General features: G+C 70.3%; 22 protein-coding genes. 7 read left to right on the top strand and 15 right to left on the bottom strand.

All coding sequences use genetic code 11. The features are described 5' to 3' along the window. Positions 1-280 precede the first annotated feature (280 nt). Positions 281-1,312, top strand: a complete 1,032-nt coding sequence (gene fgd / locus AC6CCG_RS34275; RefSeq protein WP_496659350.1) for a glucose-6-phosphate dehydrogenase (coenzyme-F420) — start codon at positions 281-283, stop codon at positions 1,310-1,312. A gap of 80 nt (positions 1,313-1,392) precedes the next feature. Here fgd and dprA read toward each other — a convergent pair whose 3' ends face one another. From dprA to AC6CCG_RS34250, 5 genes are all read right to left on the bottom strand, one after another. Further along, a complete protein-coding gene (gene dprA / locus AC6CCG_RS34270) occupies positions 1,393-2,553 on the bottom strand; it encodes a DNA-processing protein DprA (protein WP_496659349.1) in 1,161 nt (386 codons plus the stop codon). Beyond that, positions 2,550-4,100: a YifB family Mg chelatase-like AAA ATPase gene (locus tag AC6CCG_RS34265; protein WP_496659348.1), complete on the bottom strand. Its 1,551-nt coding sequence runs from the start codon at positions 4,098-4,100 to the stop codon at positions 2,550-2,552. The genes dprA and AC6CCG_RS34265 overlap by 4 nt, the downstream gene beginning before the upstream one ends. Then, a complete protein-coding gene (locus AC6CCG_RS34260) occupies positions 4,100-4,474 on the bottom strand; it encodes a YraN family protein (RefSeq protein ID WP_496659347.1) in 375 nt (124 codons plus the stop codon). Before AC6CCG_RS34260 ends, AC6CCG_RS34265 begins: the two co-directional genes overlap by 1 nt. 108 nt (positions 4,475-4,582) lie before the next feature. Then, on the bottom strand, positions 4,583-5,404 hold the full coding sequence (locus AC6CCG_RS34255; protein ID WP_496659346.1) for an alpha/beta fold hydrolase: 822 nt from the start codon (positions 5,402-5,404) through the stop codon (positions 4,583-4,585). Then, positions 5,401-6,642, bottom strand: a complete 1,242-nt coding sequence (locus AC6CCG_RS34250) for an MFS transporter (protein WP_496659345.1) — start codon at positions 6,640-6,642, stop codon at positions 5,401-5,403. The genes AC6CCG_RS34255 and AC6CCG_RS34250 overlap by 4 nt, the downstream gene beginning before the upstream one ends. 93 nt (positions 6,643-6,735) lie before the next feature. Between AC6CCG_RS34250 and AC6CCG_RS34245 the strand changes: the two genes are divergently transcribed. Further along, positions 6,736-7,686, top strand: coding sequence for a LysR family transcriptional regulator (locus AC6CCG_RS34245; protein WP_496659344.1), 951 nt, complete (start codon positions 6,736-6,738; stop codon positions 7,684-7,686). On the opposite strand, the gene AC6CCG_RS34240 is transcribed toward AC6CCG_RS34245, so the two are convergent. From AC6CCG_RS34240 to AC6CCG_RS34210, 7 genes are all read right to left on the bottom strand, one after another. Further along, entirely contained in the window at positions 7,673-7,993 is a 321-nt protein-coding gene (locus tag AC6CCG_RS34240) for a DUF2469 domain-containing protein (RefSeq protein WP_179757675.1), read from the bottom strand. The genes AC6CCG_RS34245 and AC6CCG_RS34240 overlap by 14 nt on opposite strands. A 24-nt stretch (positions 7,994-8,017) precedes the next feature. Then, complete coding sequence (locus tag AC6CCG_RS34235; protein WP_496659343.1) at positions 8,018-8,743, bottom strand: ribonuclease HII; 726 nt, start codon at positions 8,741-8,743, stop codon at positions 8,018-8,020. After that, positions 8,743-9,510, bottom strand: a complete 768-nt coding sequence (gene lepB / locus AC6CCG_RS34230; RefSeq protein ID WP_496659342.1) for a signal peptidase I — start codon at positions 9,508-9,510, stop codon at positions 8,743-8,745. The genes AC6CCG_RS34235 and lepB (AC6CCG_RS34230) overlap by 1 nt, the downstream gene beginning before the upstream one ends. Beyond that, positions 9,497-10,477: a signal peptidase I gene (gene lepB / locus AC6CCG_RS34225; protein ID WP_496659341.1), complete on the bottom strand. Its 981-nt coding sequence runs from the start codon at positions 10,475-10,477 to the stop codon at positions 9,497-9,499. Before lepB (AC6CCG_RS34225) ends, lepB (AC6CCG_RS34230) begins: the two co-directional genes overlap by 14 nt. Positions 10,478-10,498: 21 nt before the next feature. Then, positions 10,499-10,855 (bottom strand): 50S ribosomal protein L19, encoded by a 357-nt coding sequence (rplS, locus tag AC6CCG_RS34220; protein WP_377502271.1) that lies wholly within the window; start codon positions 10,853-10,855, stop codon positions 10,499-10,501. 336 nt (positions 10,856-11,191) lie between these two features. Next, positions 11,192-13,468 carry an Ig-like domain-containing protein gene (locus tag AC6CCG_RS34215; protein ID WP_496659340.1) on the bottom strand — a complete coding sequence of 759 codons (2,277 nt, stop codon included), beginning with the start codon at positions 13,466-13,468 and terminating at the stop codon, positions 11,192-11,194. 152 nt (positions 13,469-13,620) lie between these two features. Then, a complete protein-coding gene (locus tag AC6CCG_RS34210; protein ID WP_496659339.1) occupies positions 13,621-15,210 on the bottom strand; it encodes an ABC-F family ATP-binding cassette domain-containing protein in 1,590 nt (529 codons plus the stop codon). A 267-nt stretch (positions 15,211-15,477) separates the two neighbouring features. Between AC6CCG_RS34210 and AC6CCG_RS34205 the strand changes: the two genes are divergently transcribed. The 4 genes from AC6CCG_RS34205 to AC6CCG_RS34190 all read left to right on the top strand — a co-directional run bounded on the left by AC6CCG_RS34205 (position 15,478) and on the right by AC6CCG_RS34190 (position 21,386). Further along, on the top strand, positions 15,478-17,358 hold the full coding sequence (locus AC6CCG_RS34205) for an ATP-binding cassette domain-containing protein (protein ID WP_496659338.1): 1,881 nt from the start codon (positions 15,478-15,480) through the stop codon (positions 17,356-17,358). Continuing rightward, positions 17,355-19,127: an ABC transporter ATP-binding protein gene (locus AC6CCG_RS34200; RefSeq protein WP_496659337.1), complete on the top strand. Its 1,773-nt coding sequence runs from the start codon at positions 17,355-17,357 to the stop codon at positions 19,125-19,127. The genes AC6CCG_RS34205 and AC6CCG_RS34200 overlap by 4 nt, the downstream gene beginning before the upstream one ends. A 227-nt stretch (positions 19,128-19,354) precedes the next feature. Continuing rightward, positions 19,355-19,861, top strand: coding sequence for a SigE family RNA polymerase sigma factor (locus AC6CCG_RS34195; protein ID WP_496659336.1), 507 nt, complete (start codon positions 19,355-19,357; stop codon positions 19,859-19,861). After that, entirely contained in the window at positions 19,848-21,386 is a 1,539-nt protein-coding gene (locus AC6CCG_RS34190) for a hypothetical protein (protein ID WP_496659335.1), read from the top strand. The genes AC6CCG_RS34195 and AC6CCG_RS34190 overlap by 14 nt, the downstream gene beginning before the upstream one ends. A gap of 74 nt (positions 21,387-21,460) precedes the next feature. On the opposite strand, the gene AC6CCG_RS34185 is transcribed toward AC6CCG_RS34190, so the two are convergent. Genes AC6CCG_RS34185 through AC6CCG_RS34175 form a run of 3 tightly spaced genes read right to left on the bottom strand, consistent with a single transcriptional unit; the run spans position 21,461 to position 24,924 of the window. Continuing rightward, positions 21,461-22,219 carry a succinate dehydrogenase/fumarate reductase iron-sulfur subunit gene (locus tag AC6CCG_RS34185; protein ID WP_496659334.1) on the bottom strand — a complete coding sequence of 253 codons (759 nt, stop codon included), beginning with the start codon at positions 22,217-22,219 and terminating at the stop codon, positions 21,461-21,463. Between the two features lie 19 nt (positions 22,220-22,238). Then, a complete protein-coding gene (locus AC6CCG_RS34180) occupies positions 22,239-24,209 on the bottom strand; it encodes a fumarate reductase/succinate dehydrogenase flavoprotein subunit (protein WP_496659333.1) in 1,971 nt (656 codons plus the stop codon). Position 24,210: 1 nt separating this feature from the next. Further along, positions 24,211-24,924 carry a succinate dehydrogenase cytochrome b subunit gene (locus AC6CCG_RS34175; RefSeq protein WP_496659332.1) on the bottom strand — a complete coding sequence of 238 codons (714 nt, stop codon included), beginning with the start codon at positions 24,922-24,924 and terminating at the stop codon, positions 24,211-24,213. A gap of 192 nt (positions 24,925-25,116) precedes the next feature. On the opposite strand from AC6CCG_RS34175, the gene AC6CCG_RS34170 reads away from it, so the two are divergent. Next, the gene (locus AC6CCG_RS34170; protein WP_496659331.1) at positions 25,117-25,968 is read left to right on the top strand and encodes a GH25 family lysozyme; all 852 of its coding nucleotides are present in this window, start codon (positions 25,117-25,119) and stop codon (positions 25,966-25,968) included. Positions 25,969-26,009 lie beyond the last annotated feature (41 nt).

The following is a 26,009-nucleotide window of genomic DNA, read 5'->3' as shown; positions in this document are numbered from 1 at the left end:
CCGACTACGTCAAGGCCTGGTGGAACGTCGTCAACTGGGCCGACGCCCAGACCCGCTACGCCGCCGCCAAGACCCAGACCGCCGGCCTGATCACCCCGGCCTGACCCTGCACCACAACGTTCCCTGAGCCTGTCGAAGGGCAAGCCAGGATCACCCAGGGCCCTTCGACAGGTTCAGGGAGCGGTGAAGGGGGAATGCGGGCGGGTGGTTCTTGGTTCGACCGGGAGCGGCGGCGCTACGCTCGGATGGCCCGCCGGTCCAGCGCGACGAAGGAGATTCGATGCCCCTCCCCCTGAAGCTCGGCTACAAGGCCTCCGCCGAACAGTTCTCGCCCCGGGACCTGGTCGAGTTCTCGGTGTCGGCCGAGCGTCATGGCATGGAAAGCGTCAGCGTCAGTGATCATTTTCAGCCCTGGCGGCACACCGGCGGCCATGCGCCGTTCTCGTTGGCCTGGATGGCCGCGGTCGGCGAGCGCACCTCGACGGTGCAGATCGGCACCTCGGTGATGACGCCGACCTTCCGCTACAACCCCGCGGTGATCGCGCAGGCGTTCGCCACCCTCGGCTGTCTCTACCCGGGCCGGATCATGCTCGGCGTCGGCAGCGGCGAGGCACTGAACGAGATCGCTACCGGCTTCCGCGGAGCGGGCCCGCAGGACTGGCCCGCCTTCAAGGAGCGGTTCGCCCGGTTGCGCGAGGCGATCCGGCTGATGCGGGCGCTCTGGACCGAGGAGCGGGTGACGTTCGAGGGCGACTACTACTCGGCCCACGACGCGAGCATCTACGACCGTCCCGAGGGCGGCGTGCCTGTCTACATCGCCGCCGGCGGCCCCGTCGTGGCCAAGTACGCCGGCCGGGCCGGCGACGGCTTCATCTGCACCTCCGGCAAGGGTCCCGAGCTGTACGTCGACCAGCTGCTGCCGGCCGTGGCCGAGGGGGCCCAGGCCGCCGGTCGCGACGCCGACACGCTGGACCGGATGATCGAGATCAAGCTCTCGTACGACACCGACCCCGAGGCCGCGCTGGAGAACACCCGGTTCTGGTCGCCGCTGTCGCTCAGCAAGGAACAGAAGCACGACATCACCGACCCGGTCGAGATGGAGCGCGCCGCCGACGCCCTGCCGATCGAGACCATCGCGAAGCGCTGGATCGTCGGCTCAGACCCGGACGAGACCGTCCACCAGATCGCCCAGTACGTCGAGTGGGGCTTCAACCACCTCGTCTTCCATGCCCCCGGCGCCGACCAGGAACGCTTCCTCGACCTGTTCGAGCGCGACCTCGCACCCCGGCTCCGCGCGCTGCCGCAGAACTGAGGTCCCCGGCCGATCCGTTCCGCCCCCGAGCCGGAACGGATCGGCAGCCCCACCCACGGCCGCGGCTCTGCTCCCGGCCCTCAGGCGACTCCTTCCCGGGGAGCGGAGGTTTCCCCCGTCCGGGCGGTCAGTCGCCACCCCTCGGCCGAGCCGTCCACCAGGGCCTCCCCCTCCAGCGCCGTAAGTTCGGCCAGCGCCCGCCGCAGCGGCACCCCGGCCATCAGCGCGATCTCTCCGCTGGGCCGCCAGCGGCGAGCCGGGACCGCCTCGAACACGGCCAGCCGGATCGGATCGAACCCGTCGGTGACCCTCGGCTCACCCCGCTGCACCGGCGCCAGTTGCTGACCGACCGGCGAGATCAGCTCCATCACGTCCGCCGCCGAGGTGACCAGCGTCGCCTGGCCCTCCCGGACCAGCAGATGGGGTCCCGCCGACAGCGTCGAGTGCACCGGGCCGGGCACCGCCATCAGCACCCGGCCGGTCCCGACCGCCCAGTTCGCGGTGTTCCGGGCACCGGATCTCAGGGCCGCCTCGACCACGATGACGCCGTCGGCCAGCGCGGCGATCAGGCGGTTCCGCGCCAGGAACCGCATCCGTGTCGGGGCGGCCCCGGGCGGCAGTTCGGAGACGATCACGTGGTCCGCGGCGATCCGGTCCAGCAGCGCCTCGTTCCCCTTCGGGTACGGGACGTCCGCCCCGCCGGCCAGCACGGCCACGGTGCGACCGCCGGCCGCGAGGGCGCCGCGGTGCGCGGCCGCGTCGATCCCGTACGCCCCGCCGGACAGGATCGTCACCTGCCGCTCGGCCAGGTCGGCGGCGAGCTCGGTCGCCACCGCGGTCCCGTACGCGGTGGCCGCCCGCGACCCGACGATGGCCACCACACGGCGATCGCTGTCGGCCGGCCGGGCCGGGCCGCGCAACCAGAGCCCGAAGGGCAGGCCGCCGCGCCGCTGCACCGGCTCGGCGCGTCGCAGGTCGTCGAGCGGCCGCGGCCAGCCCGCGTCGTCCGGTGTCACGAACCGCATGCCCAGTTGAGCCGCGTCCGCGAGCAGCGCGCGCAGGTCGAGCCGCGCGGCCCGGTCGGCCAACGGCGTCCCGAGCGTGCCGTCGCGAGCCCGGCGCCACACCTCGCTCGCGCCCAGATCGTCGACCAACCGGCTCAGTTCCACCTCCCCGCTCTCCACCACGGCCGACAACGCCATCCGGGCCCGCCGATCGTCGAGGGTGTCCGGCGTCCTCATGACGCCGCCCGCTGGGCCGTACCGGGCGGTTCGCCGCGTCGCATGGCCAATGCCACCGCGACGTCCTCGGCACTCGGCCGGTCGCGGCCCTCGAGATCGGCCACCGTCCAGGCCAGGCGCAACACCTTGTCCACGCCGCGGGGACTCAGCGTGCCCCGGCTCACCGCATCCTCGACCCGCTCCAGCCCCTCCGCCGGCGGGAACCTGGTCCGCAGATACGGACCGGGCACGTCGCCGTTGGTTCGCCACGGCGCGTCCGCGAGCCGCCTCGCCTGCCGGGCCCGCGCCTCCGCGACCCGGCCGGCGACGACCTCCGTCGACTCGGTCTGGGCCAGCGCGGCGCGCAGGTACGCCTTGCGCATCGGCCGCATCACCTGCTGGATGTCGAGCCGGTCCCGGATCGGGCCGGACACCCGGTCGGCATACCGGCGGATCGCCATCGGCGGGCAGGTGCAGTCGGCGCCACGGGTCGCCGCATTGCCGCAGGGACAGGGATTCGCGGCCAGCACCAGCTGGAACCGGGCCGGATAGCGCGCCTGCACCTCGCTCCGGCCGATCATGATCACGCCCGACTCCAACGGGCCGCGCAGGGCGTCCAGCACTCGCGGCGGGAACTCCGGCGCCTCGTCGAGAAAGAGGACGCCGCGGTGGGCACAGGAGATCGCGCCGGGACGGGCCATCCGGGAGCCGCCGCCGACCAGGCTGGGGATCGACGCCGAATGGTGCGGATCGGAGTACGGCGGCCGACGGACCAGGCCCTCGCTCAGGTCGAAGCCGGCCAGCGAGTGGATCGCCGACACCTCGAGCGACTCCTCGACGGTCAGCTCCGGCAGCAGCCCGGGCAGCCGCTCGGCCAGCATCGTCTTGCCGACGCCGGGCGGCCCGTGCAGGAACAGGTGGTGCCGCCCCGCGGCCGCGACCTCCAGGGCCCAGCGGGCCTCGAGCTGCCCGGCGACGTCGGACAGGTCGAGCCGCCGGTCCGGCGGCGGACCATGATCATCGGGGAGTTCGACCGGCTCCGCCGTCGGCACCTTCTCCCCGCGGGCCAGCGCGATCAGCTGGCTGAGCGACGCGATCCCGATCACCTCGAGGTCGGCCACCAGCCCGGCCTCGGCCGCCTGTCGCACCGGCACGATCACCCGGCCGAACCCGGCCTGGGCCGCCGCCAGCGTGGCCGGCAGGATCCCGCGCACCGGCCGCACTCGTGCGTCCAGCCCGAGCTCGCCGAGGAACACCGTCCCGGCCAGTTCCGACTGCGGGATCGTGCCGGCCGCAGCGAGGACCGCCGCAACGATCGCCATGTCGTAGTGACTGCCGCCCTTCGGGAGCGTGGCCGGCGACAGGTTGATGGTGAGCAGGGATTGCGGCCATTGTTGGCCGGAGTTGGCGACGGCGGCCTTGCACCGGTCCTTGGCCTCATGCAGGGCGGCGTCGGGCAGCCCGACCAGCACGGTTCGCGGCAGACCGCTGCCGATGTCGGCCTCCACCTCGACGATCCGCCCGTCCAGTCCGGCCAGCGCCACCGAACGGGCACACGCCAGGCCCATCAGCCGATCCCCCGCACGTGGTTCACCAGCGGCACCGCACCCGGGCGGAGCAGCACCCCGATCGCGTCCAACCGGATCCCCGTCGGCGGCAGCTCATGGGCAGCCAGCCACTCGGCCGACAGCTGCCGCAGCCGGCGCAGTTTCTCGTACGTGATCGCCTCGAGCGGGTCGCCGTAGCCGAGCCCGGTCCGGCACTTCACCTCGCAGAAGACGATCGTCCGGCCGGAGCCGTCGCCCTCGCTGGCCACGATGTCGATCTCGCCGGTGCTGCAACGCCAGTTGCGCTGCAGCACCTGCATCCCTTCCGCTTGCAGCGCAGCTGCCGCCAGGTCCTCGCCCCGGTGACCGACCCGCGCCTTCCATCTGTCAGCCATGTCGCACCTCCGCCGGGGAGTCTGCGCACGTCCGCCCGGATCCGCCGGGTGCCAGAAAATCTGTGGACAGCGGAATTCGTCCGCCGCGGGCTGTGGACAACCGGCGGATCAGGCAGCGAGGTGGGTCCGGAGCCGGTCGGCGAACTCGGCGACGTGATCGGTGAAGCCCGTGTGGTCACCCGGGAACCACGCCGGCTCGAGGTCCAGTTCCGCGGCCAGCGCGGACGAGGTCCGATCGCACAGCTGACCGGCCGACTCCTCGCCGATGCCGACGACGATCCGGACCCCGCTGTCGCTCAGCCGGGACAGGTCCGGTCGCCAGTGCACGCTGGCCGGCAGTTCGCGTTCGAACCAGAATCGTTCGTCCGCGACATCCTGCGGGTCGCGGTCACCGCCGAACATCGCCTGCATCACCTCGTCGGGCAGGGCCAGCCCGGACTGGTCGAAGAACCTGCGCCAGGCGCCGAGGACGTCGCCGGCCCGGTAGGCCGCAACCATGGCCTCGGTCGCCCGGCCCAACGACTCGCGGTCGTCCAGCAGGTCCAACAGCGGTGGCTCGTGGGCGATCACCGTCGTCACCAGGTCGGGATGGTGCTGGGCCAGTGCGAGGCTGCTGACGGCGCCGCCGCTCGAACCGAACACGGTGGCAGGCCCGCGGTCGAGGTGGGTCAGCAGCCGAGCCAGGTCGTCGGCACGTTCGGCCGGTTCGGAACCGCCGGCCGGATCGATCAGCGGACTGCGGTTGATCCCCCGCGGATCGAGGGTGAGCACGGTGTGGTCGACGGCGAGCAGGTCGGCCAGCGGGGCGAACGGACGAGCGTCCATCGGCGCGCCGACCAGGGCGATCACCGGCCCGGTCCCCCGGACCTCGTAATACAGCCGGGCGCCGGCCACGTCGAGCTGGGCGGTGGCGAAGGTGGTGGTGGTCATGCGGGTTCTCCTTGGTTGATCGGGACCCGGCGGGTGCCGGGCCGGTTCTGGGTGAGGTGGTGCAGGACGATCGGCGGCGCGCACGCCGCGACGAGCAGTGCGAGCACGGCAGGGATGATCAGGGCGACGGTCAGGCCGGCTGCGGCAGCGACGTAGCCGATCAGGGCGGGGCCGACCAGGCCGCCGCCGTAGCTGATCATGGTGACGACCGAGAGCCGGGCGGCGTCTGCCCCGGCACTGCCCAGGGTGCTGATGACGACCGGCCAGACGACTGCCATCCCGGCGCCGGCCAGGGCCCAGCCGAGGCCGACGGCGACCAGCCGCCCGGTCGGCCCGAGCGGCGCGACCCCGGCCAGCAGGACCAGCAGCAGCCCGGCGCCGGCCACGGTCCCGGCGATCCGTACGGTGAGCGGCCCGCCCAGCCGAGCCCGTACGGCGTCGCCCAGGAAACGGACGGCGGTCATGGCCCCGAAGAACAGCGCGTACGCGACGGAGCCGGCGGCCGGCCCGGCGCCGAGCACCCTGGTCGCGTGCAGCCCGGACCAATCGGTGGCCGCACTCTCCGCGACGAACGCCGACGCGCCGAGCAATCCGAGCACGACCAGCCGCCAGCCGCCGCCCCGCCGCCCGCCCACGCGCGCTGTCGCCGCCGGCACGGCAGCGGCGCGCGCCGATCGGACCTCCTCGGCCGGGACGCGCACACCGGTCGCGGCCAACGAGAGCGCGGCCAGCAGGGCGGCTCCCCCGCTGATCACCAGCCGCCCGTCCAGGCCCAGCTGCAGGGCGCCGGCGACGAGCAGCCCGCCGGCCGTCGCGCCGAGGGTCCAGCAGCCGTGCAGGCGGGCGATCACCGGCCGGCGCAGGGAACGCTCGACCTCGACGGCCCGGGTGCTCAACGTGACGTTCAGCGCGCCGCAGGCCAGGCCGAATCCGCCGGCGGCGATCATCAGCGCCTCGGCCGTCGGCATCGCGCCGGCCACGGCCAGCGCGGCCGCGGCCACCGGCAGCGTCATCCGCAGCGCACCGGCGCTGGTCAGCCGGGTCAGCAACCGGCCCATGATCGACATCGCGACCAGGGCCCCGGCTGCCAAGATCAACAACACTGTGCCCACCCGGGCCGGACCAAGATCGAGACGGGCGTCGGTGGCCGGCAGCCCGGCACCCCAGACGGCGGTGATCAAGCCGGTCAGACCATGACAGACCATGATCATCACGGGGCGGTGCGGCACGTTGTCCATGGCTCAACCCTCGCCGCGGAACCACCGCTGAGGCCAACACCTGTACCGGCCGGATTCACGCACTTGGGTTGTCAATCGGTGGTACAAAGAGCCATGGCCGACGAGCTCGACCCACGGTTGCTGCGCTACTTCGTCGCGGTGGCCGAGGAACTCCACTTCAGCCGCGCGGCCGAGAAACTGTTCGTCGCCCAGCAGGCGCTGAGCCGTGACGTCCGCAAGCTCGAGGACCGGCTCGGCGTCCGGCTGCTGGACCGGTCAACCCGTCGGGTGGCGCTGACCTCAGCCGGGCAACACCTGCTGGACCGGGCCCGCGAGCTGATCGCCCTGCACGACCGTACGGTGCGCGAGCTGCGGGCCGACCAGCCGTCGCTGGTGGTGGACGTGGTCGCGCGCGACCTCACGCCGGCCGTCGTGCTGGAGGCGGCTCGCCGCCGGGCGCCGGACCTGGAGTTCATCGCCCGCTTCCGGACCGGGGCCGAGTCGGCAATACCCCCGATCAGCGCGGGCGAGCTGGACGTCGGCTTCGGTCGCGAGCAGCGGCTGCCGAGCGGCCTGAGTCGGCAACCGATCCGCTACGAACCGCTGGCCGTGCTGCTCCCGGAAGATCATCGGCTGGCCGAGCTCGCCGCCGTACCACTCGAAGAACTGCGCGACTCGCGGGTCTGCTCCCGCGCCGGGGACCACGTCACGCCGGGATGGGAACAGGCCGTCCTGCAATTGCTCGCGCCGTTCGGCGTCGACCCGCGGGACGGCCATCCGCAGGTGCTCGGCGGGGACGAACTCGCCCAGCACGTACGACTGCGCAACGCCCCTGTCCTGACCCTGGTGTCCCAGCCGGCGGTCGCCGGCACGGTGCTGCGGCCGCTGATCGAGCCGGTCGCGCTCTACCCGTGGTCCATGTTCTGGCGCGCCGATCTCGATCATCCCGCGCTGCGGGCCCTGGTCGAGGCGGCGTCCGCGCTGGCCGCCGAGCAGGACTGGCTCGCCGTGCCCGACGGGGCCTGGCTGCCGTCCCCCGAGTCCGCCGGACTCAGTCGCCGCTGACGCTCTTGGGCACCTCGAGATCGGAGTGGGCGATCTCCTCGATCGACACGTCGCGGAAGGTGAGCACCTTGGCGCTCTTGACGAAGCGGGCGGGACGGTACATGTCCCAGACCCAGGCGTCGCCCATGGACACCTCGTAGTAGACGTCACCGCCCTCGGTCCGGACCTTCAGGTCGACGGCGTTACAGAGATAGAACCGGCGTTCGGTCTCGACCGCGTAGTTGAAGATGCCGACGACATCCTTGTACTCGCGGTACAGCTGGAGCTCCAGTTCGCTCTCGTACTGCTCCAGGTCCTCGCTACTCACCGCGCGTGCTCCATCCTTCACTACTCATGATGCCGACATTAGACCCGCCAGGAGCCCACGCGTACGGTCCGGTCGGATCCCGGTCCGCGCAGAGGCCTGGCGCACGTTCTCGAACCGCCACCGGTGGGTCGGGCTGGGCCCGTGCGCGTCCAACTTCTCCTGGTGCAGCGGCGTGCAATAACCCTTGTGCACGGCGAACTCGTACTCCGGATAGGTGTGGTCGAGCTCGTCCATGATCCGGTCCCGGGTGACCTTGGCGATGATCGACGCGGCGGCGACGCAGGCCGCCACCCGGTCACCCTTCCAGACGGCCAGCCCCGGCACGCCGAGGCCGTCCACGGCGAACCCGTCGGTCAGCACGTACGTCGGCGCGACGTCGAGCCGGCCCAGCGCGCGGCGCAGCGCGGCCAGGTTCGCCACGTGCATGCCGAGCCGGTCGCACTCGTCGGGCTCCACGCTGACGCATGCCCAGGCGACGGCCTTGGCGAGGATCTCGTCGTAGCAGCGGTCCCGCTGGGCGGCGGTCAGCAGCTTGGAGTCCCTCAGCCCTTTGATCTGACGCGACTTGGCGTCGGACAGGATCACCGCGCCGGCCACCAGCGGCCCCGCGCAGGCGCCCCGGCCGGCCTCGTCGGCACCGGCCACCGGGCCCAGGCCGACCCGGCAGAGGGCGCGTTCGTAGCCGTACAGCCCACTGTTGCGGCGGACCTGGATCGGGGGGATGTCGAGCGGCTCGCCTTCGGCTGCCATCAGCAGGTCACCCCCTCGGGTTTGATCACCGCTTCCGTCGGTGGCGGTTCGCTCGGATCGGGTACGAGATCGAAGATCGGCGGCCGTTGGACGGAGCTCAGCCGGTTGAACGGCATCACGATCGCGAAGGCCGGTCCGACCACATTATCGATCGGTACGAACGCGACGGAACCCTTGGGCCCACTGAGTGACGTGTCGGACAGATGACACCGGGAGTCGGCGCTGGCCGAACGATGATCACCCATGACGAAGAGCCGACCGGCCGGCACGGTGACGTCGAACTCGAGGTCGGACGGCTGGTCCTGCTCGCCGTCCGGCGACGTGTACAGATAGCGCGACTCGTCCAGGGCCACGCCGTTCACGGTCAGCCGGTTCAGCTTGTCGCAACAGATCACCCGGTCGCCGGGCATCCCGATCACGCGCTTGATCAAATAGTCGGAACCGGGCACCAGGCCGATGAACTCGAGCGCGCGGGCGAACGGGCCGTCGTCCGGCGTGCCCTCGCCGGAGGAGCCCAGCCAGCCGCCCGGGTCGGCGAAGACCACGACGTCGCCGCGCTGGAAGTCGGTGATCTTCTGCACGGCGACCCGGTCGTCGATCTGCAGCGTGTTCTCCATCGATCCGGACGGGATGATGAACAACTGCCCGACGAAGGTCCGCAGCAGCGTCGAAACGATCAAGGCGCCGACGACGACGATCACGAGTTCGGTGAGGAACCGGCTGGTACGGGAGCGGCGCCGGCCTGCCGGCCGGTCAGCAGTTGGCATCGGGCCCGGCATCGATCGAGGGTTTACTGGGCGGCGGTGATCCGGCTGGCACGTCAGAGAACGTACTCGGTATTGCCAAGGAGCGCAGGTTGCCGAGCGGCCAGACGACCGCAATTCCTCGGCCGACCACCAGATCGGTCGAGACGAAGGCGTTCTCGCCCTTGATCATGCCCGCCCGTTCGTCGCTGAGGTGGCAGCGCGAGTCGCGGCTGTTGGCCCGGTTGTCGCCGAGGACGAAGATCCGGCCGGCCGGCACCACCACGTCGAAGTTGATGTCGGACGGGTCGGCCTGGCGGCCGCCGCTGTCCGTGTAGAGGTATTCGGTCTCGTCGAGCGGTTTGCCGTTCACTTCGATCCGGCCGTCGGCCGAGCAGCAGCGGACCCGGTCGCCGGGCAGTCCGATCAGCCGCTTGATCAAGTGGTCGGTGCCGCTCTCGGGCAGCACGCCGATGAACTCGAGCGCCTTGCCGAACGGCCCGCGCTCCGGCGCCTCCGGTCCGCTCAGCCAGCCACCCGGGTCGGCGAACACGACCACCTGGCCGCGGGTCAGGCCGGTGATCTTCTCGGCCACCACCCGGTCGTCCACGTGCAGCGTGTTGAGCATCGACTCGGACGGGATCAGGAACATCTGGCCGACGAACGCCCGCAGCAGGGCGGCCACCACGATGGCTCCGACGACGACGATCGCCAGCTCCTTGAAGAAGACCAGCACGTGCTGCCCGAAGGTCAGCTGTTTCTCGTCGTCCTCGTCCTCGTCGCGGCCGCGGTCCTGCACGGCCGGCTCGGGTTCGGGCTCTGCGGGCTCGTCGTCGGGCCAGGCCGCCTGCTGCGGCTCGGGACGGTCCTGCGCGGGCTGACGCTGCTCGGGTACGAACCGAGGTTGCTCGGCCGTGTCGGCGTCGCTGTCGTCATCCTCCGGCGGCAGCGCTCGGCGCGGGCGTGGCTCGTCGGCCTCGTCACCGGTCACCAGCACCGTCCCTGGGCCGGATCAGCGAGCGTTGTCGCGCTTCTCCTTGATCTTCGCAGCCTTGCCGCGGAGATCACGCAGGTAGTACAGCTTGGCCCGGCGGACGTCACCACGGCGCTCGACCTCGATCTTCTCGATGATCGGCGAGTGCACCGAGAAGGTCCGCTCGACGCCGACACCGAAGCTCACCTTGCGAACCGTGAAGGACTCCTGCAGCCCGCCACCGGACCGGGAGATCACCACACCGGCGAAGACCTGGATCCGGGACCGGTTGCCCTCGACGACCTTGACGTGCACCTTGACCGAGTCGCCGGGCCGGAACTCCGGCACGTCGGTACGCAGCGATGCCTGGTCGATCTCGCGGATCAGCTCGTTCATTTCTTCGTTCCTCGCCAGTGCCACAGGTCACTACCGTGATGGTGACGTTCGGGGTTCCTCGGTCGCGATCGATCCCCCTGTGGCAGGAGTCGCGGTTCCCGAGGACAACAGCCGCTAAGTCTGCCATACGGCAGCGGCTGAGCAGAAATCGGCCCGCCGGAGGTCGCGCCGGGTCGTAGCGGGCCCGGAGAACGCCGAACGGCCCGGCCCCCAGGAATCCCTGAGGACCGGGCCGGTTCAGCTGTTACAGCGGATCAAGCGATCCACCCCACGACGTTCTTCTCCTCCGCTGCGCTCCCCCGAACAACGTCGTGGGGACCCCGGAAAGAGCAGCGATCAGGCCTTGTTCCGCCGGCGGGCGGCAGCGGCGATCGTGACGCCGGAGCCGACCAGGACGATGCCACCGATGCCGAACAGCGTCAGCGCAGTGCTGGCACCGGTCGACGGCAGGCCGCCATCGTCATTGCCGTCGTCGTCCCCGTCCGACGGGGGCGGCGTGGTGCCGTCGTCCGACGGCTCGGCCGACGGGGAGTCGTCATCGCTCGGCTCGGGCGACGGCGTCTCGTCGTCGCTCGGCTTCGGCGACGGCTCATCGTCGTCCGCCTTGGACACGGTCAGGGTCGCAGACCCCGTGTAGTCCTTGTCGTCGTCCGCGGTCAGCGTCACCTTGTGCTTGCCGACCTCGAGCTTGCTGCCGTCGAAGACGAACTCGACCTTGCCCTCGTCGTCGGCGATCTTGGTGCCGAGCTCGACCGGCTCCGAGTTCACCACGCCACTGACCTTCTGGCCGGCCGCGAAGCCGGTGCCGACCACGGTCACGCCGCCGTCGTCACCCTCGGTGATCTTGCTCGGGTCGACCTTCACCTTGACCTCGGGCTTCTCCTCCGCGATCACGGTGACCGAGACCGGGCGGGAACGCTGCCCGTCCTTGGCCTGGCTGACCAGGAGCTCGTCGCCCTCCTTGGCCGCCGGGTCCAGGGTCAGCGAGTACTTGCCGTCCTGGCCGACCTCGGCGGTGCCGATGACCTTGCCGTCGGCGTTCTGCACCTCGACGGTCGCGCCCGCCACACCGGTGCCGGCCACGGTCTCACCGTAGGTCGGGTCGACGGCCGGCGAAGCGAGCTCCTCGGCCGCGGTGCCCTGAACGGCGAGCTGGTAGGTGCCCAGGTTGCCGTACTTCGGCGAGGCCCCGGCCTTCTTCTCGGTGTTGTTGTTCAGGCTGCCCAGCGAGGCCTGCTCGACCTTGACGTAGTAGGTCTGGGTGCCGGCGCCGACATGGTCGACCTTGGCGTCCTGACCGGTCCCCTCGAGCACGACCACGTGACCGCCGTCGTCGACGATCGGCTGGACCGCGGGATCCGCGCTGCCGATCTGCTTGAGCTCGGAGTCGTACAGCGTCACCTTGAGGTCCAGCGAGCTGAACGGCAGCTGCGGGGTGGCGACCACGCTGATCGGGCCGGCGGCCGCGTCGAAGCGGTACCAGTTGCCGACGCCGTCACCGAGGTTCTTGACGAACTCGCCCCAGACCTCGGCCTTGCCGTCCTGGATGGTCAGCGCACGGGCCCGGCTGTCGGTGTTCGACTCCTGGTTGTCCCGGTACTCGACCCGGCCACGGAGATCGTTCTGCCACTTGAGCGGCTGATCGTCGTAGCAGTCGCCGCTCTCCTTGTCGCCCTTGACGACCTCGCCGGTCTGGTCGTTGGTGCAGTACGCGCCCCAGTAGACCTTGCCGTCCTCGTCGTAGAGACGCTTCTTGGTGGCGTCCTTCTCCGACAGCTTCTTGGTCAGCAGGGCCAGGTCGTCCTGCTTCTCGCTGTTGTTCGGGTAGTCCCCCGCCCAGCGGTGCATCGACGCGATCGGCGAACCCATGGTCGGGCCCCAGACGCTGGCATTCTCCGCCGACCAGTCGGCGCCCGGCGAGTAGTACTCCTGCTTCGACTCGCCGTCGTCCCAGCCCTGGTGCTCCAGACCGAGCGTGTGGCCGATCTCGTGGACCGCGATGTCGCCGCTGATCCGCCCGAGGTAGGTCCGCGGGTCACGGGCCTCGACCGACTTGCGGACGGTGCCCTTGCCCAGCTTGACCGGGCCCTTGGCGCCGGCCTCGCCGAACACGTCGGTCGTGATCCAGGTGTCGAATTCGTACGGATCGCCGAAGCCGGAGACGACGCCCTTACCAGCGGCGACGCCCGGGACGAAGATCTTCTCGAAGCCGTCCGAGGTGCTGTTGCTGTCGGTGATGTGAGCGACGCCACCGTATTCGGCGTCATCCATGCTGGACCGGACCAGCTTGTCCTTCGACGGCTTCTTGGTCGTCACATTCACGTCGAACGGCGCGTACGCCTGAACGATGCGCTGGTAGGCCTCGAGCTTCTGCGCGGCCGACAGCTTGTCGGCCGGCTCGTACTTCAGCTCGGACTTGCCGCTGAGATCGTTCCAGTTCGTGTTGGTGACCGTGCCGCCCGCGAAGTCGAGCCAGATCGTCTTCTTCGCAGACGGGTTGCTTCCGTCGGCCGGAATCTGATCAAGCGCAAGCGGCTTGATGTCGGCCTTCGTGCTCGCGTCAGCGGCCGGATCGGCGGCGGCGGGAGTCGCCAACGCCAGTGATCCGACCATCCCGCCCAACGCAAGCGCCGGCACGAGAGTTCGAGCTACCCACCTTCTCTTCCCTTGCAAGGTTCGTAGTCCCCTTCGTCGGTTTTCTTCAGCCCCGCACCCACGGGCGAGCCTGTCGCCCCGCGTATGTCTACCGGTCCTCCGGGGTCACGTCAACCAACGACACCCGCATCGCGGGCATCCAGGTCCACCCTTCCGGTTAGCTCAAGATCATCCAAAAAATGGTGATCATGGCTGGCCACCAGGAGTGCACCGTGATACTGGCGGAGTGCGGATGTGAGCTGTGCCACGCTGTCAAGATCAAGATTGTTGGTGGGCTCGTCCAAGATCAACAACTGCGGCGGGGGCTCGGCCAGCAGCAGTGCGGCAAGGCTGGCCCGGAAGCGTTCCCCGCCGGAGAGATCACCGACCCGGCGGGCCACCACATCGGCTCCGAGCAGGAACTTCGCGAGCTGCGACCGCAACGTGTTGTCGTCGGCGGTCGGGGCCAACCGGGACACACCGGCCAGCACCGTGACCTCGTCGTCGAGTACGGTCAGCCGCTGGGGCAACAGACTCGCCGGCACCTTCACCTCGATCGAGCCGTGCCGCGGCGCCAGCGTACCCATGATCGTGTTGATCAAGGTCGTCTTGCCGACGCCGTTCCGGCCGACCAGCGCCAGCCGCTCCGGCCCGCGGATCCGCAACGACAACTCCAGCCCGTTGCGGAGCACCAGGTCCTCGGCGATCAGCACGTCCCGGCGGGACGGCACCGTGGTCGCGCCCAGATCGACCTTGATCAGGTCGTCGTCGCGGACCCGCTCCTCCGCCGCCGCCACCGCCGCCGACGCCTCGGCCAGTTCGCCACGCGAGGTGTCCATCAGCTTCGCCGCCGACACCTGCGCCTTCCGCTTCAGGTTGCCCGCGACGATCCGCGGCACGTTGTCCTGCTGGCCCTTGGCGTAGCGCTGCCGGCGGTCCAGCTTCTCCCGCGCCTCGATCAGCTCGCGCCGCTGCCGGCGCAGGTCGGCCTCGGCATTGCGCAGCGCCCGCTCGGCCGCCTGCTGCTCGCTCTGCACCGCCTCCCTATATAAGGAGTACGGTCCGCCGAACAGTCGCACCTCGCCGTCGCGTACCTCGGCGGTCTGGTCGACCCGTTCCAGCAGTTCCCGGTCGTGGCTGACCAGGACGACCGCGCCGCGCCAGTCGCCGATCGCCGCGTACAGCCGTTCCCGGGCGTTCCGGTCCAGGTTGTTGGTCGGCTCGTCCAGGATCAGCACGTCCGGACGTTCCAGCAGCAGCGCGGCCAGCGCGATCAGGACGGACTCGCCGCCGGACAGGGTGCCGATGGTCCGGTCCAGGCCGACCCCGTCGAAGCCGAACCGGGACAGGGCGGCGCCGACCTCGGCCTCGACGTCCCAGCGGTCGCCGATCACGTCGAACTCGGCCTCGGTCCCCTCGCCGCGGTCGACCACCGCCAGGGCGGCCAGCACCTCGGCGACGCCCAGCACCTGCGCGACGGTACGGTCCGCAGCGAGCACCAGATCCTGCGGCAGGTAGCCGATCCTGGTCGCGCCGGTGACCGTACCGGCGGTGGGTGACAACTCGCCGGCCAGCAGTTTGATCAAGGTCGACTTGCCGGCGCCGTTGCGGCCGACCACCGCGGTGCGGCCGCGCGGGAACGCGGCGTCGAGCCGGTCGAACACCACGGTGCCGTCGGGCCAGGCGAACGAGAGCTGGTGACAAACGAGTACGTCGGACATGGAGCGCCTCCTGAGGTCGTCGAGTCGGCCCGATCTCGCGCACTGCGGATCAAGGGCCAGGGGTTGAGGTGACGGACCTCAGATCGACACCGGCACTCCTCTGGTCGACGACAGGGACAGGTGGCCGAACCACCGACGAAGAAGCATAGCGCCCGCTCGCCACCGGTTATTCCGTTGCCGCTGTCAGTGGTGCCTCGTAGGCTCGACAGGCTCGCTCGGGGGGCTGCCTCGGCGGGCGACGAATCCCTTGCGAGGAGCGACAACGACGTGCTTCGGCTGATCCGGTACTCCTGGCGGTTGAGTCCGCTGAACACGGTGCTCGCCGTGCTGTCGGCGCTGCTCAGCGCCGGCCTGTTGGTGGCGGTGCCGATCTTCACCGGCCGGGTGATCGGCATGCTGCCGGACGTGGTGGCCACCGGCCTCGACGCCGACTTCAACCAGTCCCTGGCCGCGCTGCTCATCCTGCTGGTGGTCGGCCACGGCGTCGGGCTGGTCGCGAAGTCGGCCGGCGAGCAGTTGATCGGGCTGTCCGAGCGCGACGCGACGTCCCGGATCGGCCTGGCCCTGTCCGACTCCCCCGACCTCGCCGGCGCCGAGGACGCCGACGCCGCCGCCCAGCTGCAGAAGGTACGGAACCGGCGCTGGGAGATCGAGATGGCGCTGCGGATGGCCACCGGTCCGGGCATCACCCAGTGGCTCGGGCTGATCGGCACGTCGATCGCGCTGTCCGTCACGCTCTCCCCCTGGATCGCGCTGGTGCTGTTCGTCGGCGCGCTGGTCGAGGGCGAATACCTGCGCCGGATCATCATGACCGAGATGGACGTCTGGTCCGGCCAGACCGAGCCGCAGAAGCACGCCTTCTACGCGTTCGAGCAGGGCATGGGCAAGTCGGCCAAGGAGATCCGGATCTTCGGTCTGACCGGCTTCATCCGGCGGCGCTGGTGGGACAACATCACCTCGGCCTACCTGCCGTACTGGCGGAAGCGGCGGCGCGGCGCGTTGATCAATCTCGCGATCGGCGGCGGCCGCACCGTGGTCACCTGCGCCGCGATCGCCTATGCGGCCTGGCTCGCGTCGGACGGGCGGCTCGACCTGACCGCGCTGGCCACCGCGCTGTCCTTGATCATCGCGATCGGCAACACCGACCTGTGGTCGCTCGGGCAGTTGCAGCGCGGCGTCGCGGTGCTGGCCTGGCTGGACCGGATCGCGCCGGCGAAGGCCGTCCTGCAACGGATCCGGAGCCGTCCGCGGACCGAACCGGACCCGGCCCCCGCGCCGGCGCCGGCCGGCGCGCCGTCGATCGTGTTCGAGGACGTCACGTTCCGCTACCCGGGCGCCGAGTCCGACATCCTGCGCGGGCTCAGCTGGGAGCTGCCGGCAGGCGAGGCGGTGGCGCTGGTCGGGGTGAACGGGGCGGGCAAGTCGACGCTGGTGAAGCTGGCCTGCGGGGCCTACCTGCCGACGGCGGGCCGGGTCCTGGTCGACGGCGTCGATCTGGCGGACCTGAGCCTGGACGAGCGCCGCGCCTGGCAGCGCCGCGTCGCGCCGATCACCCAGGAGTTCGTCCGGCTGCCGCTCGCCGCCGGCGACAACGTCGCGCTGGGCACCGGCCGGATCTGGTCCGGTCGGATCGACCTGGCCGCGGAGACACTGCCGGACACCACCGAGTTGGACGCGACCGCCGAACGGGCCGGCATCACCGACGTGATCGACCGGCTGAAGTCCGGCTGGGGCACCCCGCTGAGCAAGACGATCCCGGGCGGCACCGACCTCTCCGGCGGCGAGTGGCAGCGGATCGGCCTGGCCCGGGCGCTGCGCGCGGTGGCCGGCGGGGCCGGCGTGTTGATCTTGGACGAGCCGGCCGCGGCACTGGACGTGGAGTCCGAGGCGCGGATGGTGGACAGCTACCTGGAGCTGACCTCCGGCGTCACGTCCTTGATCATCTCGCACCGCTTCTCGGTGGTCCGGCCGGTGCCCCGGATCTGTGTCCTGGAGCACGGCCGGATCACCGAGTCCGGCGGTCACCAGGAGCTGATGGACGCCGACGGCCGCTACGCCGCGATGTTCAAGCTGCAGGCCAGCCGGTACATCGATGATCATGAACCACCGGAACCGGAACCGAGCAAGGAGAGGGAGGCCGCCCGATGACGATGCTGCGAATCCTCGCGCTGTGGATCGGTACGGCGTTCCGCGCCAATCCCCGGCTGACCGTCGTGATGTGTGCGACCACCGTGCTCGGCGCGGCGCTCGGCCCGATCTCGGTCTACGGCGTGAAGTTGATCATCGACGGCGTGACCGGCGCGGACACGCTGATGTTCGGCGTCGTCGTCACGATCGTCACCCTGCTGGTCTCGACGGCGGCCAACAAAGTGGCCGGGCCGCTCGGCGACACGCTGGACGATCAGGTGGTCCGCTATGTCTACGACGACCTGCTCCGGCTCACCACCGGGATCCCGTCCCTGGCGCACCACGAGAACCCCGAGCTGGCCGACCGGGTGTCGCTGATCGAGCGGGACGCGTACCAGCTGGGCGGGATCTGGCGGATGCTGATGACCATCGGCGTGGTCAGCGGCGTCACCACCGTGATCGTCATGCTCAGCTCGGTCGACCCGCTGCTCAACCTGCTGTTGCTGCTGGCGCTGCTGCCGGCGGCGGTCTCGGCGCTGCTGCTGCACCGCCGGAACAACCTGTGGCGGGAGAACGAGCGCTACCGCCGGCTGGCCAACGGCGTGACCGACCTGCTCGCCGAGCCCAAACACGGCGTCGAGGTGCGCTGCTTCGGGCTGGTCGCGCCGCTGGTCGAGGTGGTCCGCGGCGCGATGGACGCGCGGCGCATCCCCTGGGTCGGGATGACCCGGCGGTACGGGCTGCTGGAGGGCCTCGCCTGGCTGATCTTCGGCGCCGGGTACGCGTTCGCGATCGTCGGCGTGCTCGGCTGGGCCCAGTCCGGCCGGGCCACCGCCGGCGACGTGATCCTGGTGGTGCTGATCGGCCCGCAGATCGCGACCACCGCCCAGGCGGTGGCGGCCAACCTGGCCATCGTCATCGGCGCGACGCAGACGTTCGGCCGCTATCAGTGGCTGCGCGACTACGCCACCGAGCACGCCTGGTCCGGCAGCGTCGGCGCGCCGCCGGAGCGGCTGACCCGCGGGATCCGGTTCGAGGACGTGTCGTTCAGCTATCCCGGCACCACCAGGATCGTGCTGGACCGGGTCGACCTGACCCTGCCGGCGGGCCGTACCGTCGCGTTCGTCGGCGACAACGGCGCCGGCAAGTCGACCCTGGTGAAGCTGCTGGCCCGGCTGTACGACCCGAGCGAGGGCCGCGTCACCATCGACGGCACGCCGCTGACCGAGATCGACCCGGCGGCTTGGCGGGACCGGATCTCGGCCGGCTTCCAGGACTTCGCCACCTTCGAGTTCCTGGCCTCCGACTCGGTCGGCGTCGGCGACCTGAAGCGGCGGGAGGACCGGGCGATCCTCGACGACGCGGTCCGGTCCGGCGAGGCCGGCCCGGTGGTCGCGTCGCTGCCGGACGGGCTGGACACAATGCTCGGGCGCCGGTTCACCGACGGCGTCGGACTGTCCGGCGGCCAGTGGCAGCGGCTGGCGCTGGCTCGGGCCTTCATGCGCCCCGAGCCGCTGCTGATGCTGCTCGACGAGCCGACCGCGGCGCTGGACCCCGAGGCCGAGGCCGCCATCTACGACCGCTACGGGCAGGCCGCCCGGGACTTGGCCCGGCGCACCGGCGCCGTGACGATCCTGGTCTCGCACCGGTTCTCGACGGTACGGATGGCCGACCTGATCGTGGTCGTCTCGGACGGCCGGATCAGCGAGTTCGGCAGCCACGCCGACCTGCTCGCTGCGGGCGGCCACTACGCCCGGCTGTTCGAGCTCCAGGCCCGCGCCTACCGCTGACCCGGACCCGCTCGCCCGGCTGCGCAGAAATGTGCATCCGGTATGCAACCCTGCCCCGGTCCCGCGCGTAACCCCTGCGAACAGACTCCCAACGAGAGGGATCCGATGGACCGGGGCGCGCCGTGAGCGGCACTACCGTGACCTCGGCCGTCCTTCCGGGCATGATGCACCAGGAAGGTTCGGCGATCGGGTCGAGCCGTGGTGCTCGCCCGACTACGGGGAAGTTGATGGATTCGGATTCCTTCGACGCGTTCTACAACGCGTCGTTCAGCCGACTCGTCGGTCAGATCTACGCCATGTGCGGCAATCTGGCCGAGGCTCAGGACTGCGTCCAGGAGGCGTTCGTCCGGGCCTGGGACAAGCGCCGGATCCTCGACACCGAGCAGTCGCCGGAGGCCTGGGTCCGTACGGTCGCGTACCGGCTGGCGGTGAGCCGCTGGCGGAAGGCGCGCCGGGCCCTGCTGCCGCCGGACCGGGCCAAGCAGCCGGAACAGTCGCCGCCGGAACCGGACGTCACCCGGGTCGCCCTGGCCCGGGCGCTGGCCCAACTGCCGGCCGACCAGCGCCGCGCGATCGTGCTCCATCACCTGTGCGATCTGTCGGTGGCCGAGATCGCGCAGGAGGTCGGTTCACCGGTCGGGACCATCAAGGCCCGGCTGTCGCGAGGGCGTACGGCTCTGGCGAATCTGTTGCACGACGAACCCGCAAGCGAGGTGCGACATGACCGGGCGTGATCCCCTGGACGATCTGCGCGACCTGGCCCATCTGGGCGAGCGCGCAGCCCGGCCCAGCCCACCCGAGGACATCCGGGCCCGCGGGGAGCGGCGCGGCCGGAACCGGCGGATCGCCGCCGCGGCCGGCACGCTGGCGGTCGCGATCCTGGCCGGCGTCGTCGGTGGCGGGATCCTCAACCAGACCAATCTGGTGCCGACCGACCCGAGCGGTGGGGGCACCACACCCCCACCGATCACCGCCGCCCCGCCGGTCCCGTTCTCGGACAACCTGCTGCCGACGGAGTCCGACCTGGAATGGCGGCGGCCGGGCGACTGGAAGATCGGCGAGACCCGGCACGAGACCCGGTCCGGCGAGCAGGGCTACGGCGTGGTCAGCGAATGTCTGCAGGATCAGCTGGAGTCCTTCGACGCGGAGCACCTGCGGCACCGGACCTATCTGATGGGCGAGGACACCGCCTCGGCGACAGCACTCGAATTCCGCGATGCCGAGGGGGCCCGGCGGGCGTACGCCAAGCTCGTCGAATGGGGCGACGCGTGCGAGCAGACGCTGAAGGACGCCAAGCACGAGCGGGTCAAGGTGTACGACTGGGTGAAGGTCCCGGTCGGCCGGGGCGAGGCGCAATACCGCGTGGTCCAGGCCGATCAGCTCGAGGATCCGTCCGGGTCGCAGACCATGAGCTCCGAGTACGGCACGATCCTCACCGGCTCCCGGGTCGAGCTGGTCGTGATGACCCTGCGCGCCGGCGGCGAGGAGCACCACTGGTCCCAGAGCGAGGACGAGGCCAACAGCACCGGCCTGCCGCTGGATCCGATGATCAGGTCACTGCCGAAGGCTGCGGCTCGGCTGGCCGGCGAGCCGGTCCGGGACACGCCCGCCCCGACGCCGTCCAGCAGTCTGACCGAGGACAACCTGCTCCGGGCGAGCGACCTGCCGAAGCACGAAGGGCTGAAGGCCCAGGAGTACAAGCGGAGCGCGCGGCCGTCGACCCGTCCGTCGGCCTGCCTGCAGAGCCTGGAGAACCTCGGCGCCGTCGACTTCCGGACCCGCAGCTTCAACTACAAGATCACCGATCCGGAGGCCAGCGCCGACAGTTCGGATCCCCTGTACGGCCAGCCGACCATGTACGCCAGCGCGCTGCAGTTCGGGAACGAGGAGCAGGCCGAGCAGGCCTACGAGACGGTCAGCGGCTGGATCGAGAGCTGCGCCAACGCGCTGGACTCGGACGGCTTCCGGGCTCCCGGCGGCGGTCCGGTGAAGGGGTTCGACCAGTGGTACCCGGTGCGCGGCAAGGTGCCGACCGCCCGATTCACGGAGTTCGTCTACCAGCGGCCCGATTGGGGTGACGGCGAGGGTGCGTTCTGGGAGTCCGTCGGCCTGGTCCGGGTCGGCGACCGACTCGCCATCACCGTCACCGTCGGCTTCGGGATGGATTCCAACTGGGACGCCGATCCGGAGGAGAACGTCGCCGGGCCGCATCCGCAGGCCGACATCCTGCCGGCCGCCGCGAAGCGCCTCGCCGACTGACGTCCTTGATCACCCGGCCGGCTGCGCGCCGACCGGGTGCCGGTGGCCCTTCGCCAGGCTCGGGGCGTGAGGTCTCAGTTGCCGGGGCGAAGCATGGCGCCGAGCAGGTCCCGGTTCAGCCGCGAGATGGTCTCCAGCGGGATCCCCTTCGGGCAGACCGCGGTGCACTCGCCGATGTTGGTGCAGTTGCCGAAGCCTTCGGCGTCGTGCTGTTCCACCATCGCCAGCACCCGGGACTTGCGCTCCGGCTGGCCCTGCGGCAGCAGGCCGAGGTGGGTCACCTTGGCCGCCGTGAAGAGCATCGCCGAACCGTTCGGGCAGGCCGCGACACAGGCGCCGCAGCCGATGCAGGTGGCGGCGTCGAAGGCGTCGTCGGCGTCCGACTTCGGCACCGGCACGGCGTGCGCGTCCGGCGCCGAGCCGGTGTTGGCGGCGATGTAGCCGCCGGCGGCGATGATCCGGTCGAACGCGCCGCGGTCGACCACCAGGTCCTTGATCACCGGGAACGAGTCGGCCCGCCACGGCTCGATGTCGATCACGTCGCCGTCGGAGAAGGATCGCAGGTGCAGCTGGCAGGTCGTGGTCGGCACCGCCGACTCGCCGCGGCCGTGCGGGACGCCGTTGATCACGACGCCGCACATGCCGCAGATCCCTTCCCGGCAATCGGAATCGAACGCGATCGGGTCCTCGCCGGCCAGCGTGAGCCGTTCGTTCAGGACGTCGAGCATCTCCAGGAACGACATGTGCTCCGACACGTCGTCGACCGGGTAGGACACCAGTTCGCCCTGGGCATCCGGGCCGGACTGCCGCCAGACCCGTACCGTGATCTTCACTTACGGCGCTCCATTCTGATCACTTGTAGCTGCGCTGTTTCAGCTCGACGTAGTCGTAGACCAGCGGTTCCTTGTGCAGGATCGGCTTGCCTCCGTCGCCGCCGAACTCCCAGGCCGATACATGGGCGAATTCGGCATCGTTGCGCAACGCCTCGCCGTCCTCGGTCTGGCTCTCGGCCCGGAAATGGCCACCGCAGGATTCCCGGCGGACCAGCGCGTCGGTGCACATCAATTCGGCGAGTTCGAAGAAGTCGGCGACCCGGCCGGCCCGTTCCAGGGCCTGGTTCAATTCCTCGTTCTCACCGAGCACGCGGACATCGGACCAGAATTCGGCCTTGAGTTCGCGGATCTGCGAGATGGCCTTGCGCAAGCCGGCCTCGGTGCGCTCCATCCCGCAGTATTCCCACATGATCTTGCCGAGTTCCTTGTGGAAGGAGTCGACGGTACGGCTGCCCTTGATCGACAACAGCTTCTCGATCCGGCCCTTGACCGCATCGATGGCCTCCGCCGCGGCCGGGTGCGAGGCGTCGACCGCCTCGAACGGACCGTCGGCCAGGTAGTCGTTGATCGTGCTCGGCAGCACGAAATAGCCGTCGCCGAGACCCTGCATCAGCGCGCTCGCGCCGAGCCGGTTCGCGCCGTGGTCGGAGAAGTTCGCCTCGCCGGTCACGTACAGACCCGGAATGCTCGACTGCAGGTCGTAATCCACCCACAGGCCGCCCATCGTGTAGTGCACGGCCGGGTAGATCCGCATCGGGACCTGGTACGGATCCTCGCCGGTGATCTGGGCGTACATGTCGAAGAGGTTGCCGTACTTCGCCTCGACCGCCTTGCGACCCATCCGCTTGATCGCGTCGGCGAAATCGAGGTAGACACCGAGCCCGCCGGGGCCGACACCGCGGCCCTCGTCGCACACGTTCTTGGCGGCCCGGGAGGCGATGTCGCGCGGCACCAGGTTGCCGAAACTCGGATAGATCCGTTCCAGGTAATAGTCCCGGTCCTCGTCCGGGATCTCCCGCGGATCCCGCTTGTCCTCACCGGATTTCGGCACCCAGATCCGGCCGTCGTTCCGCAGCGACTCGCTCATCAGGGTGAGCTTCGACTGGTACTCGCCGGACACCGGAATGCAGGTCGGGTGAATCTGCGTGTAGCACGGATTCGCGAAATAGGCGCCCTTGCGGTGGGCCCGCCAGGTGGCGGTGACATTGCAGCCCATCGCGTTCGTCGACAGATAGAAGACGTTGCCGTAACCGCCGGTCGCGAGTACCACCACGTCGGCGAAATGCGGTTCGATCTCCCCGGTCACCATGTCCCGGACCACGACCCCGCGAGCCCGGCCGTCGACGACGATCAGCTCCAGCATCTCGTGCCGGGTGTGCACCTCGACCGTGCCGGCCGCGACCTGCCGCTCCAGCGCCTGGTACGCGCCGAGCAGCAGCTGCTGGCCGGTCTGGCCGCGGGCGTAGAAGGTCCGCGACACCTGGACACCGCCGAAGGACCGGTTGTCCAGCAGGCCGCCGTACTCGCGGGCGAACGGGACGCCCTGCGCCACGCACTGGTCGATGATCTGCAGGCTGACCTGGGCCAACCGGTAGACGTTGGACTCCCGGGACCGGAAGTCGCCGCCCTTCACCGTGTCGTAGAACAGCCGGTAGACCGAGTCGCCGTCGTTGCGGTAGTTCTTCGCGGCGTTGATGCCGCCCTGCGCGGCGATCGAGTGGGCCCGCCGCGGCGAGTCCTGGTAGCAGAAGCTCTTCACCTCGTAGCCGGCCTCGCCCAGCGTCGCCGCCGCCGAGGCGCCGGCCAGGCCGGTGCCGACAATGATCACGCGCAGCTTCCGGCGGTTGGCCGGGTTCACCAGCCGGGCACCGAACTTCCGCTTGTCCCAGCGGTCCTGGATCGGGCCGTCCGGAGCCTTCCGGTCCTGGATCGGTTCGCCCTCGACGTAGATCGAGTCCGCGTCCACCGAATCGATGTTGATCTCGCTCATCTCAGCCCACCACTCCTAGGAAGATCAGCACGGGCGGGGTCAGGAAGCCGACGATGATCACCAGGGCGACCACGGTCGCCAGCTGGTTCAGCACTCGGCGCGTTCCCGCGCTGAAGTTGGCGCCGAGCGTGGTCAGGCCGCTCCACAGGCCGTGCCGCAGATGGAAGCCGACCGCGATCAGGGCGATCACGTACGACAGCAGCACCCACCAGATCTTGAAGCCCGCCACATACCTCAGGTACGGGCTGTCACTGGCACCGCCCGGCGCGATCACGTTCAGGGTCAGGTGCAGCAGGTGGTAGATCACGAACAGCGCGATGATCGCGCCGCCCCAGCGCAGGGTGAAGGAGGCGTAGCTGCGCTGCATGCCGCGGCGGTGCTGGTTCGACGCGTACCGCTTGCCGATCCCGCCACGGGCGTGGTGCGACCGCCTGGACAGCACCACCGCCGACCAGATGTGCGCGATCACTCCGGCCAGCAGCACGATCCGGATCGCCCAGAGCACCGTCTGGTGCGGCACCATCGGCTCACCGATGGTCCGCAGATGGTGCGCGTAGGTGTCGAAGGCCTGCTGCCCGCCGAACACCCACAGGTTGCCGCCCATGTGCAAGATCAAATAGCCGTACATGATCAGTCCGCTGACCGCCATCAGTGCCTTCAGACCGACGGTCGACCTCGCCGCACGCCTCGCCGGCGTCACGATTGTGCCTGCCACGTGGGTAACACTAGAACCTGATGCTCTCTGGTCTTAAATCCGGAGCGCCCGTTGTGGCGGATCTCTCAGGGCTGTCGGAAACCAAGCCGTTGCCGCTACCGTTAGCGCGAACCGTTGCGTTCGGGGTGTCGCTCCTGACAGCACGTCGGGACGAGTGGCGGAGATCACTGGCACGACAGATGGATCCCGCAGATGTTTCTTTCCAGACGCCGTCCACTCCTTGCCACGGCCGTCGCGCTGCTGGCCCTGGCGCTCAGCCCTGCGCTGGCGTACGCGGAGACGGCCGGCACCGACGACAAGATCGTGACCGGCGAAGGAGGTCGGATGGGCGGCGGTGACGACCGCTCCGCCGAGCCTCACGAGCGGCGCGATCGATCACAGGCAGCCCCGGCCCCGGAGCTGCCGCCGGCCGTGCTCGGCATCGACGTCTCGGGGCACAACGAGAACGTCGACTGGGCCAAGCACTGGGCGGACGGTAAGCGGTTCGCCTACGTCAAGGCGACCGAGGGTTCGACGTTCCGGAGCTCGAAGTTCAGTGCGCAGTACACCGACTCCTACCACGCGGGCTTCATCCGCGGCGCGTACCACTTCGCGCGGCCGGACGGGAAGCCCGGCGACGTGCAGGCCGACTTCTTCGTCGATCACGGCGGCTCCTGGTCGGCCGACGGCCAGACCCTGCCCGGCGTGCTGGACATCGAGATGCCGTACTTCGACTTCGACGAGTGCTGGGGCCTCACCCAGGACGAGATGATCACCTGGATCAAGGCGTTCACAACGCGCTACTTCGAGCGGACCGGACGCCAGGCCGTGATCTACACCGGCTACTACTGGTGGGAGAAGTGCACCGGCAGCAGCGCAGCGTTCGGCGAGACCAACCCGCTCTGGCTGGCCGCCTGGCGCTCCACCCCGCCGGAGAAGATCCCGGCCGGCTGGAGCGGCGGCTGGACCTTCTGGCAGTACACGGACACCCCGCTGGACCAGAACCGCTACGCCGGCGACTACGCCCAGCTGCAGGAGTACGCGACCGGCGGCCCGATCGACTGACGCGCCCACCGTTCCCTGAGCTTGTCGAAGGGCGCCACCGA

Source organism: Microlunatus sp. YIM B11417 (assembly GCF_059617205.1).
Note: the sequence above shows the minus strand (reverse complement) of the source record. Positions and strands in the feature narration are given on the sequence as shown.